Origin of the sequence: Klebsiella sp. GB_Kp047 (assembly GCF_040065235.1) — a bacterium.
Lineage (GTDB): Bacteria > Pseudomonadota > Gammaproteobacteria > Enterobacterales > Enterobacteriaceae > Klebsiella > Klebsiella quasipneumoniae.
On sequence record NZ_JBEAJG010000029.1, the window covers coordinates 1 to 17,738 of the forward strand.

Annotated in this window: 14 protein-coding genes and 1 pseudogene; 6 read left to right on the forward strand and 9 right to left on the reverse strand. The window is 58.7% G+C overall.

What is annotated here, in order from left to right; all coding sequences use genetic code 11:
• Positions 1-137: 137 nt before the first annotated feature.
• The 4 genes from ABLV76_RS10840 to ABLV76_RS10855 form a co-directional block, all read right to left on the reverse strand.
• Positions 138-1,517, reverse strand: a complete 1,380-nt coding sequence (locus tag ABLV76_RS10840) for a maltose-6'-phosphate glucosidase (RefSeq protein ID WP_004205096.1) — start codon at positions 1,515-1,517, stop codon at positions 138-140.
• Between the two features lie 12 nt (positions 1,518-1,529).
• A complete protein-coding gene (locus tag ABLV76_RS10845; protein ID WP_032456737.1) occupies positions 1,530-3,089 on the reverse strand; it encodes a PTS transporter subunit EIIC in 1,560 nt (519 codons plus the stop codon).
• Between the two features lie 251 nt (positions 3,090-3,340).
• Positions 3,341-5,056 (reverse strand): AsmA family protein, encoded by a 1,716-nt coding sequence (locus tag ABLV76_RS10850; protein WP_348878310.1) that lies wholly within the window; start codon positions 5,054-5,056, stop codon positions 3,341-3,343.
• A 150-nt stretch (positions 5,057-5,206) separates the two neighbouring features.
• Complete coding sequence (locus tag ABLV76_RS10855) at positions 5,207-6,598, reverse strand: uracil-xanthine permease family protein (RefSeq protein ID WP_004150226.1); 1,392 nt, start codon at positions 6,596-6,598, stop codon at positions 5,207-5,209.
• 284 nt (positions 6,599-6,882) lie between these two features.
• Between ABLV76_RS10855 and gltS the strand changes: the two are divergent.
• A pseudogene (gene gltS / locus ABLV76_RS10860) lies at positions 6,883-8,084 on the forward strand (sodium/glutamate symporter).
• Positions 8,085-8,198: 114 nt separating this feature from the next.
• On the opposite strand, the gene glpK reads toward gltS, so the two are convergent.
• Positions 8,199-9,710, reverse strand: a complete 1,512-nt coding sequence (gene glpK / locus ABLV76_RS10865; protein WP_004873089.1) for a glycerol kinase GlpK — start codon at positions 9,708-9,710, stop codon at positions 8,199-8,201.
• A gap of 21 nt (positions 9,711-9,731) precedes the next feature.
• Entirely contained in the window at positions 9,732-10,583 is an 852-nt protein-coding gene (locus tag ABLV76_RS10870) for an MIP/aquaporin family protein (RefSeq protein ID WP_004205091.1), read from the reverse strand.
• 442 nt (positions 10,584-11,025) lie between these two features.
• On the opposite strand from ABLV76_RS10870, the gene zapB reads away from it, so the two are divergent.
• From zapB to ABLV76_RS10890, 4 genes are all read left to right on the forward strand, one after another.
• The gene (gene zapB / locus ABLV76_RS10875) at positions 11,026-11,271 is read left to right on the forward strand and encodes a septal ring assembly protein ZapB (RefSeq protein WP_004150222.1); all 246 of its coding nucleotides are present in this window, start codon (positions 11,026-11,028) and stop codon (positions 11,269-11,271) included.
• 152 nt (positions 11,272-11,423) lie between these two features.
• Positions 11,424-12,413 carry a sulfate ABC transporter substrate-binding protein gene (locus ABLV76_RS10880; protein WP_004205090.1) on the forward strand — a complete coding sequence of 330 codons (990 nt, stop codon included), beginning with the start codon at positions 11,424-11,426 and terminating at the stop codon, positions 12,411-12,413.
• A gap of 242 nt (positions 12,414-12,655) precedes the next feature.
• Positions 12,656-13,426 (forward strand): CDP-diacylglycerol diphosphatase, encoded by a 771-nt coding sequence (locus ABLV76_RS10885; protein ID WP_074195322.1) that lies wholly within the window; start codon positions 12,656-12,658, stop codon positions 13,424-13,426.
• Between the two features lie 64 nt (positions 13,427-13,490).
• Positions 13,491-14,795: an SLC13 family permease gene (locus ABLV76_RS10890; protein ID WP_043522754.1), complete on the forward strand. Its 1,305-nt coding sequence runs from the start codon at positions 13,491-13,493 to the stop codon at positions 14,793-14,795.
• A 92-nt stretch (positions 14,796-14,887) separates the two neighbouring features.
• Here the strand turns inward: ABLV76_RS10890 and tpiA are convergent, their stop codons facing one another.
• Positions 14,888-15,655, reverse strand: a complete 768-nt coding sequence (gene tpiA / locus ABLV76_RS10895) for a triose-phosphate isomerase (RefSeq protein ID WP_002922909.1) — start codon at positions 15,653-15,655, stop codon at positions 14,888-14,890.
• 109 nt (positions 15,656-15,764) lie between these two features.
• Positions 15,765-16,364: a YiiQ family protein gene (locus tag ABLV76_RS10900; protein WP_017900062.1), complete on the reverse strand. Its 600-nt coding sequence runs from the start codon at positions 16,362-16,364 to the stop codon at positions 15,765-15,767.
• Between the two features lie 112 nt (positions 16,365-16,476).
• Here ABLV76_RS10900 and ABLV76_RS10905 point away from each other — a divergent pair, with 112 nt between their 5' ends.
• Positions 16,477-16,905, forward strand: coding sequence for a DUF805 domain-containing protein (locus ABLV76_RS10905; protein ID WP_004173894.1), 429 nt, complete (start codon positions 16,477-16,479; stop codon positions 16,903-16,905).
• On the opposite strand, the gene fpr is transcribed toward ABLV76_RS10905, so the two are convergent.
• A complete protein-coding gene (fpr, locus tag ABLV76_RS10910) occupies positions 16,906-17,652 on the reverse strand; it encodes a ferredoxin--NADP(+) reductase (protein WP_048293911.1) in 747 nt (248 codons plus the stop codon).
• Positions 17,653-17,738: the final 86 nt, after the last annotated feature.

Genomic DNA, 17,738 nt, shown 5'->3' on the forward strand with positions numbered 1-17,738 from the left:
CTTATCCGGGCTACCGGGTGATGCGGCTATTTGTCGGGTGGCGGCTTACGCTTGACCCGACCTACATATACTAATAACCGCTCCGTTCGTAGCCCCGCTAAGCGTAGCGCAAGCGGGGGAATCCCATCGGCAGCAGGTTACCGCCAGGCGGCGAACTGCTCATCGTCGAGGTAGGCCTCGACCAGGGTTTTCGCCAGCGACCAGGAACCGATCAGCGGGTGCGCCATCAGCGCCCGCACCGCCAGCGACTTATCCTGCTGCAGGATCGCCGCAACCGCCAGCCGCTCATACTCTTTCACGCAGGAAATCATATTTTTCTGCGCCGTCGGCACCTTCACCGGCGTTACCGGCTTGAGACCCTCCCGGCTCAGGTCGCAGCTGATCTCAATCACGTCGTCAGGGCGCAAAAAGTCGAGCGTGCCATTATTCTGGATCGACACCACGATCCGCTTGGTGGTGGTGCTGTTCACCGCTTCCAGAATATCCAGCGCCACCCCGGCATAGCCGCCGGTGTCCGGCTCTTCGATAAACTGCCGCAGCGTCAGCGGCTCGCGGGTATGAAATTTCTCCTGCCGGGATTCGTTCTGCATATAGCTGTTTTCCCGGCGAAGGTAGTGTTGCATCCAGATATTGAAGGCGGCTTCCGGCTGCGTTCTGGCATCCACGGTGCGCAGCGCCTGGCGCATCTCCTGATTGATACGGGCGATCTGCTCCCCGCGCGTTTCGCCTGCCCCCTGAATCGCCTTCAGCGCCTCGTCGCGATAGTAATAATAATAGAGATATTCGTTGAGTAACTGGTTATCGCACAGCCGCACCAGTTCGGGTGAGAAATACTGCATCGCGGTCTTCTGGTACAGCGCCGGGCTGGCGATCAGCCGCTCGGTCACCGCTTCCCCGCGCACGGTGAAGTGGGTAAACCAGGAGAAATGGTTCAGCCCATAGCATTCCACGCTCAGGTCGCGCTCCTCACAGCCGAGGATCGCCGGCAGCTCACGAATCAGCTCGGAGGGGGCATCGCAGATCCCGTAGACCCGACGCTTAAAGCCGGACTTAACGATCGCTTCCGTCACCAGGCCTGAGGGGTTGGTAAAGTTAAACAGAATGGCGTCTTCGGCGGCATGCGCTTCGATCAGCCGGCAATAGTCGAGGATCGCCGGGATCGAACGCATGGCCATCGCGAAGCCGCCGGCGCCGGTGGTCTCCTGGCCGAGGGTGTTATGTTGCAGCGCAATGCGCTCGTCGCGAATACGGCTTTCATCACCACCGACCCGCAGGGTGGTAATAATATAATTAGCGTTTTGCAGCGCCGCGACCGGGTCGGTGGTGGTCGTGAAATGAATATCCGGGCGAATGGTCGTAAATACATAGCGGGCAATTTCGCCGAATATCGCCAGATTATCTGCAGAGTTATCGAGAAAAACCACCTCCGTTAAACCAATGCGGTGAGCATTATATGCCAGAGATTTCGCTAAAAATGCAGAGCGAACGCCGCCCCCGCCTAATACGGTTAATTTCATACAAACTCCTCATTAATTTTCTGCTAACCAGTTATCAACCCGGGAACGTACCTGTCCCACTTTTACGCCATAAATAACCTGAACCTCATTGCGATTGCGCACTACGCCGTTGGCGCCAGTATTTTTTAATTGCGCGTCATCAACCCGCGCCATATCGCGCACGGCCACGCGCAGGCGGGTAAAACAATTATCGACGGAGAGAATATTCTCCTTGCCCCCGAGACCGCGGATAATGTCATCGGTGACCGACTGCGGCTGCACGACTTTCTGGCGATACTCCGCTTTGCTGTAGAGCTTCACGTTCTCGTCATCTTCCCGGCCCGGCGTTTTCAGATTCAGCTTCACCACCAGAGTGCGGAAAATCACGTAGTAGACGGCGAACTGGCCGATACCGATAAGGACATATCCCGGCCAGCGCGTTAAGGAGACCGGTAGCGGCAGGTTATAGATCAGAAATTCGATCAGGCCCGAGGCTCCCCAGGGGCGTACGGTGAAGAGGTCGCAAATGGCCTGCGAGGCGGCGGTTAACGTCGCATGGATCACCCACAGCAGCGGCGAGACAAACAAGAAGGTGAACTCAATCGGCTCGGTGATGCCAGTCAGCATCGAGGTGATAATTGCCGGCAGCAGAATCGCCTTGGCCATCACTTTTTTCTCCGGCTTCGCGGTGTGGTAGAACGCCAGCGAGGCGCCGGCCAGGCCGAAGATGGTGGTCATCCCTTGCTGTGAGAAGCGTAGGGCCTCATTCATCACCGGGGTCAGATCCGGATGGCGCATATAGGCGAGAAAAATGGCCTGGGTACCGGAGACCACCTGACCGTCCACGTTCAGGGTGCCGCCAATCTGGGTGAGCTGGAAGGGTGACCAGACAAAATGGTGCAGGCCGGTCGGGATAAGAAATTTTTCAAAGAAACCATAGACGAAGACCCCGGCGACCCCGGCATTTTTCATAAAGCCGGTGAGGGCGGAGATGCCGTGGGTCATAAACGGCCAAATCCAGGTAAAGGCGATGGCGTAGAAGATAACCACCGGCGTCATCGCCACCAGCGTCAGCTTGGCGCCGCCGTACATCGACAGCGCGCCGGGCAGCTCAATGGTAGAGACTTTATTGTGCACCCACGCGATAGTGCAGCCGAGAATAATGCCAAGGAAAACGCCCATATCCACCACTACAAAGCCCAGCAGTTGGGTTTGCCCGGTGCCATAATATTCACCGTTAATTTTTTCGGCGAGTCCGTGGGTGTGTTCCAGCCAGGAGTGGTTGGCGCCAAGAAACATAATGAAGCACATCACCGCAACCAGCGCGACTTCGGTTTTTTTATCTTTTGCCAGGCCATAGCTAATACCGACGCAAAATAATAAGCCGAGGTTGCCAAATAGAGGCCAAAAGGTGTCGCCGAGCATCTGCCCAAGCTGGTGCAGGAAACTGGTTTCAGCTATTAATGTCGGATTAGTTAATACTGAACTGAGGGCCAGAATTAAGCCAATGACCGGCAAGAACAATACGGCGCCGATCATGGCCCGGGAGAATTTTTGCATATTCTCCAGAATACGCTGACGTATTTCAGGCATGATTGATCCTTTTATATTTTTGTAGGTACAGGGAGCGGTTTGTTTTTATCGACTTCCAGTATTTTGGTTATAGCAACTCTGATATTTGAAAGGAACCAGTAGCGGTAAATAGGCACAGATAGCCGCTTATTGCACACAGGTTTCAGAATGCTTGCAGACTCCCTCCCTGAAAGGGAAAGGGCGTAGCCAGAGCGGAGTGTTTGCAGAGAAGCGTTCCCTCTCCCCGTGGGGGAGAGGGTGATGGGGCATCGCTAGGGCGTGACGGGAGTGGGCGTTGGCGCGGCGGGGGCGGTATTGACCTCGCCGTTGCGCATCGTTTGCGCCACCTGCTGTTTCTCCATATTCACGGCGCTAAGCTGTGCGTTGACCGTCGGCTTGAGCGGGGCATCGGCCTGCACGCTGCCGCTGGCGGTCAGCTGGAGATTGCCATCCCCGCTAATGGGGAGCGAAGGCCAGCCCCAGGCCTGCAGAATATTCAGCGGCACGCCGCGGCCGTTCAGGCTCAAATTGACCTGGCGCTGCGGCAGCTGGGATACGGCGGCGGTGGCCTGCAGAATGCCGCGCTCGGTGAAGGCGCTGAGCTCAGTGATATTGACCGTCGACGCCGTGGCGCTCAGCTTGAGTGAAGGGCGACGCACGTCAATTCGGTTAAAGGTCGCCGCCGCGGCGTTCAGCGTCGCGCTACCGTTCCACACCCCCCAGCTGCCGTTTTTCACCAGCTGAAGCTCGCCGCCATAGCCATCGAGAGCGGTAATTTGCCATGGGAAGGCTGGGTCCACATCGATGATCAGGTTGCGGCTGGCGCTGAATTTTTTCAGCGTCAGGCTTTGCAGCCAGGCCGGCAGCGGGGCCATCCACAGTGGCTTCCAGTTCGCCGGCAGCGTGTACTCCAGCCCGGCGAAGGCGGTGTCGTCAAGCACCAGCGCGTTACCGGCGCGCAGCCAGTTGCCGGAGGTTCGCACCATGCCGCCCTCCCAGCGCGAGGAGAACTGGCGCAGGGCAATACCCTGGGGTGAAAATTCGGCATTCAGGATCGGGTCGAAAAAGTGCAGCGAGCCGTAGATAAATTCGCTGGCATTCATCGACAGCGCGCCGTCCTGGCTCTGCCAGCCGCCGTGACTGAGCGTCAGGTTGCGCAGGCTCAGGTCAAGGTCGGTTACCGCCCAGTCCGGCCCCTGCAGGCGGGCGTCGGTGATATCCAGGCGGCCAATCTGCAGAGAGGGGACCGTGGTTAACGGCGCGAAAAAGTCGGCCAGCGAGGCGGCGCTCTGCAGTCGGATCTCATTGAGCTGCAGGTTATCCACCAGCCAGCTGCCGTCGGCGCTGCGTTTCGCATTGCCGGTTAAGGTGCCGCGGGCGACATCGGCGCCGAGGGTGGAGAGGGTGACCTCGCCCTGATCAATCTTGCCCTGAATCAGAACATTGCTGGCTTCGACGCCATTGAGCGTCATCGAGCCCGCGCTCATCTGGATCTGCGCCGTTTTCGCCAGCACATTGCCTGCCTCCGGCGCCCATGGGCTGACGCCGCCAGTGACGCGCTGCGCGCTGAGCGCCCAGCCGGTTTCCGGACTATTGAAGGCCATATTGCGCAACATTAGCCGGTCTGCAGCGAACGGCAGGTCGGCAGAGTGGGGTGACAGATTCAGGGTGCCGTCGTTAAGGACAATCTCATCCGCATGCAGCGGGTCGCTAAACTGGCGGGTGCTGAAGCCAATATCGACCGTTTTCGCCACCAGGGTTGCCGGCTTGCCTTTCCGGCCAAAGGTGACGTTTTGCAACTGCACATGAAGAGGGGAGGAGAAATCGTGGTCCATCGCATCGAAGGAGACCTGCCAGCCGGTGCCATTGCTGAGCCAGGCGCTGGCCTGGCGGGCGCCCCAGTAGGTTTGCAGCAGGAACCACGCGCCAACGATGACGAGCAGCAGAGCGACTAGCAGCCAGAGAATCAGCTTTCCAAGAAATTTCATGGTCTTCCATTCTGTGAGATGCACATAACCGTGTTATGCCCGATTTATGCGCACTTCTCAAGGCAGGCGTGGTTTATTTCCGTGACGGGGCAGGCGGTGGAGGGCAGCGCCAGGGTGCCCCGGCCGATGGCACGACCGGGACGCGTTAAATCAGGCTTTTTCTGGCGGGAAAATTAAATTCAGAACAATCGCCGTGATACCGCCGGCGGCGATACCGGAGGAGAGCAGATTCTTCAGCCAGTCCGGCGCGAACTGCAGGATCAACGGCTGCTGCGACACGCCGAGGCCCACCGCCAGCGACAGGGCGATAATCAGGATCGCCCGGCGATTCAGCGGCTCGCGGGAGACGATGCGCACGCCGGACGCGGCGATGGTGCCGAACATCACCAGCGTGGCGCCGCCGAGCACTGGCTCAGGGATATGCTGTACGAAGCCGCTCACCGCCGGGAACAGCCCGAGGACGATCAGCATCAGCGCCACCACAAAGCCGACGTAGCGGCTGGCGACGCCGGTCAGCTGGATCACGCCGTTGTTCTGGCCGAAGCAGGAGTTCGGGAAGGTGTTGAAGACCGCGGACACAAAGGAGTTGAGGCCGTTAGCCAGCACGCCGCCTTTCAGGCGCTTCATATACAGCGGACCCGAGACCGGCTGTTCGGAGACGTCGGAGGTGGCGGTGATATCGCCGATGGTTTCCAGGGAGGTGATCATAAACACCAGCATCAGCGGCAGCAGCAGGCTCCAGTCAATGCCGAGGCCATAGTAGAGCGGCGTCGGGACGGTGATGAGGCTGCTGTTGGTCGGGGCGGTGTTGGCCGGCAGCATATCGAGGAACCACGCCGCCAGATAGCCCGCCGCCATGGCAATCACCAGCGAAGCGATGCGCAAATAGGGATTACGCTGGCGGTTGAGAATGATGATCAGCGCCAGCACGATGCCCGCCAGCAGCAGGTTCTTCGGCGCGCCGAAGGTATGGTCGGCCATCGCCGCGTAGCCGCCGCCGATGGAGGTCAACCCAACCTGAATCAGCGACAGGCCGATGATCATCACCACCACGCCGGAGACCAGCGGGGTAATGATGCGGCGCGCGAGGTGCAGGACGCGGGAGAGGACCATTTCCGTGCAGCTGGCCAGCATCAGGGTGCCGAACAGGGCGGCCATCATCGTCGGGACGTCGGCGCCGCCGGTTTTCAGCGCGGTGCCGCCCATGATCAGCGGGGCGACAAAGTTGAAGCTGGTGCCCTGGATGGAGAGCAGTCCGGAACCGACCGGGCCCCAGGCTTTGATCTGAATAATGGAGGCCACGCCGGAGGCGAACAGCGACATGCTGATGATATGTTGGGTATCTTGCGCCGGGAGACCGAGAGCCTGGCAGATTAATAGCGCCGGGGTGATCACCGCGACAAACATCGCCAGCAGGTGCTGGAAGGCGGCGAACAGGGTTTGCGGTAGGGGCGGGCGATCTTCGAGGCGGTAAATTAATTCGCTGGCTGGTTTATGCGCAACCGGTTGCGCATTTTCTGACTCTGCGGTGTTAACGGACATCACAAGCAATCCCAAGGTGGCAAAGCGGGAATTTTATCGGACTGTAGACCAAAAGCAAACGTTTGCCAGCGTTTGCCCATAAAAATTTATGCTGTGAATATGCGCAACGAGATTATTAACATTTTGTATGCTAAATCGCATCATTCAGGATACAAAATATCTTTTTCTGTCATTTTTTCCGCCGTTCTGCGTAAAATCCCCCTCTGCCTCCTCATGAAGAGAAGCTAAAGACACCAGGAATATCGTCGCGTGTGAATGGATCATGCGCCCATAAGGAGCTTTTTATGTTTCATCTCGATACCTATCGACGCTCGTTGCCGCAACGCTTGTGCTATTACTCGGCAGAAAACTCGTCCAAACCGTACCCCTCCTCAAGAAATACACCATTCCTGAACCTGTTGCCGGCGGTCTGCTGGTGGCGCTGGCGCTGCTGGTGCTGAAAAAAAGTATGGATATCGATATTGATTTCGATATGAGCCTCAAAGATCCGCTGATGCTGGCGTTCTTCGCCACCATCGGTCTGAACGCCAACCTGGCCAGCCTGCGGGCTGGCGGCAAGGTACTGGGTACCTTTCTGATTGTGGTGGTTGGTCTGTTGCTGCTGCAGAACGCCCTCGGTATCGGCATGGCGAAGCTGTTGGGCCTGGATCCGCTGATGGGTCTGCTGGCCGGTTCTATTACCCTTTCCGGCGGCCACGGCACCGGGGCGGCATGGAGCAAGCTGTTCGTTGAGCGCTATGGTTTTGCCAACGCCACCGAGGTGGCGATGGCCTGCGCGACTTTCGGCCTGGTGCTCGGCGGCCTGATCGGCGGCCCGGTGGCGCGTTACCTGGTGAAACACTCTTCCTCGCCGGACGGGACGCCGGACGATCAGGTGGCGCCGACCGCCTTCGAAAAGCCGGACGTGGGGCGGGTGATCACCTCGCTGGTGCTGATCGAGAGTATCGCCCTGATCGCCATCTGTCTGACGGTGGGCAAGGTGGTTGCGCAACTGCTGGCGGGCAGTGTCTTTGAATTGCCGACCTTTGTCTGCGTGCTGTTTATCGGCGTGATCCTCAGCAACAGCCTGGCGCTGGCGGGGCTGTATCGGGTGTTCGATCGCGCGGTGTCGGTGCTGGGCAACGTCAGCCTGTCGCTGTTCCTCGCCATGGCGCTGATGAGCCTCAAGCTCTGGGAACTGGCTTCTCTGGCGCTGCCGATGATTATTATCCTGGCGGTGCAGGCGGTAGCGATGGCGCTGTATGCGGTGTTCGTCACCTATCGGATGATGGGTAAAAACTACGATGCCGCGGTGCTGGCAGCCGGGCATTGCGGGTTTGGTCTGGGGGCAACGCCGACGGCGATCGCCAATATGCAGGCAATTACCGACCGTTTCGGCCCGTCACATATGGCCTTCCTGGTGGTGCCGATGGTGGGGGCGTTCTTTATCGATATCGTCAACGCGCTGGTGATTAAGCTGTACCTGTTGCTGCCGATATTTGGTTGATAAAAAACCCGGAGGCGGTGCTGCGCACCTGTCCGGGCTACAAGATCGTGCTGTTTGGGGTTTTGTAGCCCGGCTAAGGCGTTTACGCCGCAAGCCGGGAATACCTCCACAATCTTACGCTTCGTCGTGCTCTTCCCACGCTAACGCGCGTTTCACCGCTTTCTTCCAGCCGCTGTAACGATAGTTACGCTCAGTGGTTTCAATCCCCGGGCGGAATTCACGCTCAATCACCGCTTTTTCCTGCAGCTCATCGAGGTTCTGCCAGAAGCCGACCGCCAGACCGGCCAGATAGGCGGCACCCAGGGCTGTAACTTCGCGCACTTCCGGACGCTCCACGCGGGTGCCGAGGATATCGGACTGGAACTGCATGAGGAAGTTGTTGGCCACCGCGCCGCCATCCACGCGCAGCGCATGCAGACGGATACCGGAGTCAGCCTGCATCGCTTCCAGCACGTCGCGGGTCTGATAGGCGATGGACTCCAGCGTCGCACGGATAATGTGGTTCGAGTTCACGCCACGGGTGAGGCCGAAAATCGCGCCGCGGGCATAGGGGTCCCAGTACGGCGCGCCAAGACCGGTGAACGCAGGCACGACGTACACGCCGTTGGTGTCCTTCACTTTGGTGGCGAAGTACTCGGAATCGAACGCATCGCTGATGAGCTTCATCTCGTCGCGCAGCCACTGAATGGAGGCGCCAGCCATAAACACCGCCCCTTCCAGTGCGTAGTTCACCTCGCCGCGCGGACCGCAGGCGATGGTGGTCAGCAGACCGTGAGTGGAGGTCACCGCTTTTTCGCCGGTGTTCATCAGCATAAAGCAGCCGGTGCCGTAGGTGTTTTTCGCCATCCCTTCCTTGACGCACAGCTGGCCGAACAGGGCCGCCTGCTGGTCACCGGCGATCCCGGCGATAGGAATGCGGGTCCCGCCTTTACCACCGATGTTGGTCTGGCCGTACACTTCGGACGACTTGCGCACTTCCGGCAGCATGGCGCGCGGAATATCCAGCGCGTCGAGCATCTTGTCGTCCCAGTCCAGGTCGTGGATGTTGAACAGCATGGTACGCGAGGCGTTGGTGTAGTCGGTGACGTGCACGCGACCCTGGGTCATCTTCCAGATAAGCCAGGTGTCCACGGTGCCGAACAGCAGCTCACCGCGCTTCGCACGCTCACGGGAACCTTCGACATGGTCGAGGATCCATTTCACCTTGGTGCCGGAGAAGTAGGGGTCCACCACCAGGCCAGTGGCCTTGCGGATATACTCCTCCATCCCGTCACGCTTGAGCTGCTCGCAGATCTCGGCGGTGCGGCGGCACTGCCAGACGATGGCGTTATAGATCGGTTTGCCGGTCTCGCGCTCCCACACCACCACGGTCTCACGCTGGTTGGTGATACCGATGGCCGCGATCTGATCGGAGTTGATATCCGCTTTGGCCAGCGCTTCGACCAGCGTCGAGCTTTGGGACGCCCAGATTTCCATCGGGTCGTGTTCAACCCAGCCTGGCTTAGGATAAATTTGTTCGAATTCTCGCTGGGAGACGCTGACGATATTGGCATCATGATCCATCACAACGGCCCGGGAGCTGGTAGTGCCCTGGTCAAGCGCAACGATATATTTTTTGTCGGTCATAGTCGGTGTCCCGTAGTCAGATTACAGCGAAGCTTTATGTTGAGTGGAGGAAGAGGAGGGGCTCTCTTGCTCTTCGTCCACGCAGGTGTCGCAAGGCAGGTGGCGGCCAATCAGCTTACGATAGCTGAACGCGCCCAGCGCCGCGCCGACCACCGGTGCGCACAGCGGCACCAGGAAATAAGGAATATCTTTACCGCCGGTGAAGGCGACGTCGCCCCAGCCGGCCAGCCAGGCGAAGGCTTTCGGGCCGATATCACGCGCCGGGTTCATGGCGAAGCCGGTCAGCGGTCCCATGGAGGCGCCAATCACCGCGATCAGCAGGCCGATCAGCAGCGGCGCCAGCGGGCCGCGCGGCACACCGTTGCCATCGTCGGTCAGCGCCAGGATGACGCCCATCAGGATAGCGGTAATCACCATCTCTACCGCGAAGGCCTGCACAAAATTGATATGCGGGTTCGGGTAAGTGGAGAAGATGCCAGCCAGATCAAGGCTTTCCACGCTGCCGCGTACCATATGGTGGGTGGTTTCATAATCGAGGAAAAGATTGTAATAAAGCCCGTAAACTAATGCCGCAGCGCAAAAGGCGCCAGCGAATTGCGAAATAATAAAAGGAACCACTTTGCGGCCATCGAAGCAGGCGAACAGCCAGAGCGCGATAGTCACCGCAGGGTTAAGGTGCGCACCGGATACCCCTGCGGTCAGGTAGATCGCCATGGCGACGCCCAGACCCCAGATGATGCTGATTTCCCATTGTCCGAAGCTGGCTCCCGCGACCTTGAGCGCAGCCACGCACCCAACGCCGAAAAAGATCAACAACCCGGTACCGAGGAACTCTGCGATGCACTGGCCTTTTAAGGTTGATGTTTGGCTCATAATCGAATCCTGAAGCGTGGTGATGATTATTGTATGTAGGGTGGTCACAGACGACCATATTGCCATGTAGGCATAGTGTTAATTTATCGTTAACGAGCAAAAACGAGAAATATCGAACTTCAAATGTGTGTAGCACGTCAAGAAAATGAGCGTTTTCGCGCCATTCGTGCGCATTAAGCGCGCTGCCGGAGCGTTTCACCTCGCATTTTGTTAACCATAATATTAACAATGGCTCATGAAGTACGAGCGAACTGCGCTGAAAGTACCAGGTAAAGACTGAAAAGTGTTGCAAACCGCAATCTGCGCGGCTTGCCGCTGGACAGGGGCGGCGGGGATTCATACAATCGACGATAACACCGCTATGTGCGCTAATTTTCGTTAAGGCGGGACCGCGTATACGAAACACCAGTTTCTATCAACGCCTTGCAAGTTCAGGAGAGGTATGACGATGTCATTAGAAGTGTTTGAGAAATTAGAATCTAAGGTTCAGCAGGCGATTGATACCATCACTCTGTTGCAGATGGAAATCGAAGAGCTGAAAGAAAAGAACAACACCCTGGTGCAGGAAGTTCAGAGCGCGCAGCATGGTCGTGAAGAGCTGGAGCGCGAAAACAGCCAGCTGAAAGAGCAGCAGCAGGGCTGGCAGGAGCGTCTGCAGGCGCTGCTGGGCCGCATGGAAGAAGTCTAATCGCTTCACGCCCTCTCCCGGCAGGGAGGGGGTGATCCTTATCCCTTCCTTTATACTCACAAGTTATAGCCAATCTTTTTTTATTCTTTAATCATTGAATCGCTTTCTGGCACGCTTAGCCCATCACAACACGACATAAAGAGAGCGGTGCGATGAATAAGTGGGGCGTAGGGTTAACTCTGTTGCTGGCATCCGCCAGCGTTCTGGCAAAAGATTTTCAGCTATTAAACGTATCTTATGATCCAACGCGCGAGCTGTACGAACAGTACAACAAAGCGTTCAGCGCGCACTGGAAGCAGGAGACCGGCGACAACGTGGTGATCCGCCAGTCGCACGGCGGCTCCGGCAAGCAGGCGACCTCGGTGATTAACGGTATTGAAGCGGATGTGGTTACGCTGGCGCTGGCCTACGACGTCGACGCGATCGCCGAGCGCGGCCGTATCGATAAAAACTGGCTGAAGCGCCTGCCGGATAACTCCGCGCCTTATACTTCCACCATCGTGTTCCTTGTCCGTAAGGGCAACCCGAAACAGATCCATGACTGGAACGACCTGATCAAACCGGGCGTGTCGGTCATCACCCCGAACCCGAAAAGCTCCGGCGGCGCTCGCTGGAACTACCTGGCGGCCTGGGGCTATGCCCTACATCAGAACCATGGCGACCAGGCGAAAGCCCAGGATTTCGTCAAGGCGCTGTATAAAAACGTGGAAGTGCTGGACTCCGGCGCGCGCGGTTCGACCAATACCTTCGTAGAACGCGGGATCGGCGATGTGCTGATCGCCTGGGAAAACGAAGCGCTGCTGGCGACCAACGAACTGGGCAAAGACAAGTTTGAAATCGTGACCCCGAGTGAGTCGATTCTGGCTGAGCCGACCGTTTCGGTGGTCGATAAAGTCGTGGATAAGAAAGGCACCCGCCAGGTGGCGGAAGCGTACCTGAAGTATCTCTACTCGCCGGAAGGCCAGGAGATTGCGGCGAAGAACTTCTACCGTCCGCGCGATCCGAACGTGGCGAAGAAATATGCTAATGAATTCCCGAAACTGAAACTGTTCACTATCGATCAGGAGTTCGGCGGCTGGACGAAAGCGCAGAAAGAGCACTTCTCCAACGGCGGCACCTTCGACCAGATTAGCCAGCGTTAATTCTCTTGTCCCTGCTTGCGCTACGCTTAGCAGGGCTACAGTTCTGCGCTGTGCGTAACCCGGGTAAGGCGCCAGACGCCACCCGGGAATCCCTGCTTGCACTAGGCTTAGCAGGGCTACAGTTCTGCGCTGTGCGTAGCCCGGGTAAGGCGCCAGCCGCGACCCGGAAAACGCTCCGCCCGTCATCTGTTTTCATTTAGTCATCAAATTACGTTACTCTTCCGCTTCAGGCTTAACAGGGAATGAAAATGAGAAGAGTAAGATACTTTTTGCTGGCGCTGCTGGTGGCGATCCTCGCGGCGCTGGCGGGCGGCTACTACTGGCTGCACTCTGGCAACCCGGACGCGTTGCGCAAGATTGTTCTGCAGCAGTGCGTCCCCCATCAGCAACAGCAGCAAAACCCGTCGCCGTGCGCCGAAGTGAACCTCAAGGGCGGCTATGTGCTGTTTAAAGATCGTAACGGCCCGCTGCAGTATTTGCTGATGCCGACCTACCGCATTAACGGCACCGAAAGCCCGCTGCTGTTGGATCCACTGACGCCGAACTTCTTCTGGCAGGCCTGGCAGGGGCGTGAGATCATGAGCCAGCACCACGGCGCGCCGGTTCCCGATAACGCGGTATCGCTGGCGATCAACTCGCGCAGCGGACGCACGCAAAACCATTTCCATATTCATATCTCCTGCCTGCGCCCCGATGTGCGCGCGCAGTTAGACAAGGATGCGGCGGCGATCAGCAGCCGCTGGCTGCCGTTGCCGGGTGGGCTTCAGGGCCATGAATATCTGGCGCGCCGGGTGACGGAGGCGGAGCTCGCCCAGCGCAGCCCGTTCCTGATGCTGGCGGAAGAGGTGCCGGAGGCGCGTCAGCATATGGGACGCTACGCGCTGGCGATGGCGCAGCAGAGCGACGGCTCTCTGGTGCTGCTGGCGACGGAGCGTAACCTGCTGTCCCTGAACCGGGCCTCGGCGGAAGAGATCCAGGATCATCGCTGCGCCATCCTTAACGCAAACCACTAGTTCTGGCGTTTACCTGTCTTACCTGTCGTCGTATTCTTGCTGAAAAAAACGACAGGAGACAGGCATGTCGCTCTGGCTTACCCACCCGCTGTTCCTCCCTTCACTGATTGTCGGCGTTACCATTGTGCTCTGGGCGACGTCGCTGCTGCCGGAATTTATCACCGCGCTGCTGTTTTTCGCTGCGGCGATGATGGCGAAAATCGCCCCGCCGGAGGTGATCTTTGGCGGCTTTGCCTCCTCGGCCTTCTGGCTGGTGTTCAGCGGCTTTGTGCTCGGCATCGCGATCCGTAAAACCGGGCTGGCGGACCGGGCGGCGCAGGCGCTGTCGGCGCGGCTAACCGACTCCTGGCCGCGGATGGTCGCCAGCGTGGTACTCCTGAGCTATGCCCTGGCGTTCGTGATGCCTTCCAACATGGGGCGCATCGCGCTGCTGATGCCGATCGTGGCGGCGATGGCCCGCCGGGCGGGCATTGCCGACGGCAGCCGCGGCTGGTTCGGCCTGGCGCTGGCGGTGGGGTTCGGCACCTTTCAGCTTTCGGCGACGATTTTGCCCGCCAACGTGCCGAATCTGGTGATGAGCGGCGCGGCGGAGGGCTCGTACGGTATCCATCTGAATTATGTTCCCTATTTACTGCTGCATACGCCGGTGCTTGGCTGGCTGAAAGGGGCGGCGCTGGTGGCGCTGATCTGCTGGCTGTTTCCCGGTAAGCCGCATCCGCCGCGCGACCTGGCGCCGCTGCCGGCGATGAGCCGCGACGAGAAGCGTCTGGCGTGGCTGCTGGCGGTGGTCCTCACGCTGTGGGTGACCGAGAGCTGGCATGGCATCGGCCCGGCGTGGACCGGCCTGGCGGCGGCGGTGGTCACGCTGTTGCCGCGGGTGGGCTTTATCAGTGGCGAAGAGTTTGCCAGCGGGGTGAATATGCGCACCTGTATTTATGTTGCCGGGATTTTGGGGCTAGCGATCACCGTCACCCAAACCGGGATTGGCGGCGTGGTGGGCAATGCGCTGCTGCAGGTGATGCCCCTGGATAAAGACAATCCTTTCACCAGCTTCCTGGCGCTGACCGGAATTACCAGCGCGCTGAACTTTATTATGACCGCCAACGGCGTGCCGGCGCTGTATACCACCTTTGCCCAGAGCTTTGCCGACGCCACTGGCTTCCCGCTGCTGAGCGTGATTATGATTCAGGTGCTGGGCTATTCCACGCCGCTGCTGCCGTATCAGGCGTCGCCAATCGTGGTCGCGATGGGGTTAGGCAAAGTCCCGGCGAGGGCGGGAATGTTGCTTTGTCTGGCGCTGGCGGCGGTGAGCTATTTGATTTTACTGCCGCTGGACTACGCGTGGTATCAGCTGTTGGGGAAACTGTAACGGCAAAAGAAAGCCCGGCTTGCGCTGTGCTAAGCCGGGCTCCCACGTTTTGTCAGTCAACCCGGTCGCGTGTCGCCACCGGGAAAAGCGGATTACGCTTTTTTCGCCGCTTCCGCAGCTTTCACGATCACCGCGAAAGCGTCAGCTTTCAGGGAGGCGCCGCCAACCAGCGCGCCGTCGATGTCCGGCTGGGTGAACAGCTCTGCTGCGTTGCCAGCGTTAACGGAACCGCCGTACTGGATGATCACTTGCTCAGCGATTTTCGCGTCAGCTTTAGCAATGTGGTCACGGATGAATTTGTGCACCGCCTGAGCCTGAGCCGGGGTCGCGGATTTGCCGGTACCGATAGCCCATACCGGTTCGTAAGCGATAACCACGCCTTCGAAAGCGGCAGCGCCCTGCGTTTTCAGTACCGCGTCGATCTGACGTGCGCAAACTTCTTCCGTTTTGCCCGCTTCGTTTTCGGCTTCGGTTTCACCGATGCACAGTACCGGAGTCAGACCCTGCTCTTTCAGCACGGCGAATTTCTTCGCAATCAGCTCGTCGGATTCTTTGTGGTAGGTACGACGCTCGGAGTGGCCGATGATGATGTACTGTGCGCCGATATCTTTCAGCATTTCGGCGGAGGTTTCACCGGTGAAAGCGCCGGACAGGTTTACGTCAACGTTCTGCGCGCCCAGGTGGATGTGGCTGCCTTCTGCCGCACGCTTAGCCAGGTCCAGATACATTTCCGGCGGGGCGATGGCAACTGCGCAGCCGCTTACGCCAGCCAGCTCGGTACGCAGGTTCGCAACCAGTTCGTTTACCATGTGGCGGCTGCCGTTCAGTTTCCAGTTACCCATCACTAAAGGATGTCGCATTTTAATTCTCCACGCTACTTAAGCGAATTAAGGAATATAGCCGCCCCAGAGGGCAGCATGGTCTGTGAAACAGTATAGAGACTCGTCACTGGAAAGGCTTTGCTTTTTGTCATTTATTGTTACCTTCCAGCGTTTCAGATAGCGCCAGCTTAATCGGTTCAACAGCGAAGGTCAGACCCTTTTCACCATGATCTGCCACCACATAGCGCACGGCGCCCTCGGTGTCGGAGAAGTAGCGTTTGCCTTTGCCGGCAGTCAGCAGTTTCTGCAGTTTTTGCTGGCTCTGCGCCGGGCTAAGGGTGGGCACGAAGGCGCGGATCATGGCGCTCATATACTCCAGCGCTTTGGCCTTCGCCGCCTTTTGCTCCGGCCCCTGGATCGGCAGCCAGGTGATCTGCATGGATTTGATCTTCAGCGTGCCGCGCTCCAGCGCGGTGGAGGCGTAGAGATTTTCGTTAATCTTGCTGGCGGCGCGGGTCAGGTTAGCCCGATCGCGGCTGGTTGATATGGAACGGAATTCATTCAGAGGCAGCTTCGGGTTATCGGCGTTAAATTTTTCCCGGAACTGGCTGATCGACAGGTCAAAACTCGGCGCGCCGGCGAGCAGGTAGGGGGCAGCGGTCGTCGATTCGCTTTCTGCGGACAACGCATGCGGGCCGACGGCAAGGCCCATCAGCCCACTGAAACACAAGATTGTCCACTTCTTCATGCCCGTCGTTCCTTTTTTTGCCTGCTGACGATTAAATCGGGAAGCGCGGCGCTTGTCAAAAAGTCACGACGCCAGGGTAAACTACGCAGACGATGATGATAAGGAAAAACGCATGACCCTACAGCAGTGGTTATTCTCAATTAAAGGGCGCATTGGCCGCCGCGATTTCTGGATCTGGATTGCCATTTGGCTGGTGACCATGAGCGCGCTGTTCACCCTGGCAGGCAGCAATCTGCTTAATCTGCAGACGGCGGCGTTTATTATTGTCTGCCTGCTGTGGCCGACGGCGGCGGTGGTGGTGAAGCGGCTGCACGATCGCGGCAAATCCGGACTGTGGGCGCTGCTGATGATTCTGGCGTGGATGCTGCTGGCGGGGAACTGGGCGATGCTGCCGCAGGTCTGGCAGTGGGGCGTTGGGCGCTTTGTGCCGACGCTGATTATCGTCATGATGCTGATCGACCTGGGGGCGTTTGTCGGCACCCAGGGCGAGAATAAGTTCGGCAAGGAGACCCAGGACGTGCGCTGGAAAGCGGACGCCTGATTACCAGTAGTGCTCCGCCGTCATGTGGCCCGGCCGGCGACGCAGATGTTTGGTCATCTGCCGGGTCTCTTTTAACAGCTGTTGGGTATCGCGCACCATCTGCGGGTTGCCGCACAGCATCACATGGCTGGTGTCGCGGGTCATCGGCAGGCCGACCGCCTCCTCCAGCGCCCCGGTTTCAATCAGGAACGGCACCCGGCCGGTCAGCGAGCCTGCCACGGTTTCGCGGCTGACCACCGTCTGGATGCGTAATTTGCCGGCGTAGCGCTGCTCGAGTTCGCGCATCAGCGGCAGATAGCTCAGGTCCGCGGCGTAGCGCACGGCGTGGACCAGCACCAGATGAGTAAATCGCTCAAGATCTTTGCCTTCCTGGAGAATCGACAGATAAGGCCCGAGGGCGGTGCCGGTCGCCAGCATCCACAGAGTATCGCAATCCGGTACTTCCTCGAGGACGAAGAAGCCAGCCGCTTCGCTCACCACCTGGACCTCATCGCCCGGTTTCAGCGCCGCCAGACGCGGGCTCAGCTTGCCTTCCGGGACGGTGACCAGATAGAACTCGAGATCGGGATTGCCGGGGGCGTTGACGTAGGAGTAGGCGCGCTGCACGCGTTCGCCGTCGATTTCCAGCCCGAGCTTGGTAAATTGCCCGGCGGTAAACGGATGGACAGGCGCCCGCACGTATAAACTGAACAAGGCGTCCGTCCAGTACTCCACTTTTGTCACTTTGCCGCTAACCCAGTCCGCCATCGTCTTCTCCTGTTGCCAAGCGATGCCTTATCTTCGGCCCTGACGGGCAAGATTTCCACCCCGCAGGCGCAAGAAAGCTCTATTGA

Coding starts and splice junctions, on each gene's coding strand:
- ABLV76_RS10900 (WP_017900062.1), bottom strand. CDS start 16,364: ATGAAGAAGTGGACAATCTTGTGTTTCAGTGGGCTGATGGGCCTTGCC.
- fpr (WP_048293911.1), bottom strand. CDS start 17,652: ATGGCGGACTGGGTTAGCGGCAAAGTGACAAAAGTGGAGTACTGGACG.
- ABLV76_RS10890 (WP_043522754.1), top strand. CDS start 13,491: ATGTCGCTCTGGCTTACCCACCCGCTGTTCCTCCCTTCACTGATTGTC.
- ABLV76_RS10845 (WP_032456737.1), bottom strand. CDS start 3,089: ATGCCTGAAATACGTCAGCGTATTCTGGAGAATATGCAAAAATTCTCC.
- glpK (WP_004873089.1), bottom strand. CDS start 9,710: ATGACCGACAAAAAATATATCGTTGCGCTTGACCAGGGCACTACCAGC.
- ABLV76_RS10905 (WP_004173894.1), top strand. CDS start 16,477: ATGACCCTACAGCAGTGGTTATTCTCAATTAAAGGGCGCATTGGCCGC.
- ABLV76_RS10850 (WP_348878310.1), bottom strand. CDS start 5,056: ATGAAATTTCTTGGAAAGCTGATTCTCTGGCTGCTAGTCGCTCTGCTG.
- zapB (WP_004150222.1), top strand. CDS start 11,026: ATGACGATGTCATTAGAAGTGTTTGAGAAATTAGAATCTAAGGTTCAG.
- ABLV76_RS10880 (WP_004205090.1), top strand. CDS start 11,424: ATGAATAAGTGGGGCGTAGGGTTAACTCTGTTGCTGGCATCCGCCAGC.
- ABLV76_RS10885 (WP_074195322.1), top strand. CDS start 12,656: ATGAAAATGAGAAGAGTAAGATACTTTTTGCTGGCGCTGCTGGTGGCG.
- ABLV76_RS10855 (WP_004150226.1), bottom strand. CDS start 6,598: ATGTCCGTTAACACCGCAGAGTCAGAAAATGCGCAACCGGTTGCGCAT.
- ABLV76_RS10870 (WP_004205091.1), bottom strand. CDS start 10,583: ATGAGCCAAACATCAACCTTAAAAGGCCAGTGCATCGCAGAGTTCCTC.
- tpiA (WP_002922909.1), bottom strand. CDS start 15,655: ATGCGACATCCTTTAGTGATGGGTAACTGGAAACTGAACGGCAGCCGC.
- ABLV76_RS10840 (WP_004205096.1), bottom strand. CDS start 1,517: ATGAAATTAACCGTATTAGGCGGGGGCGGCGTTCGCTCTGCATTTTTA.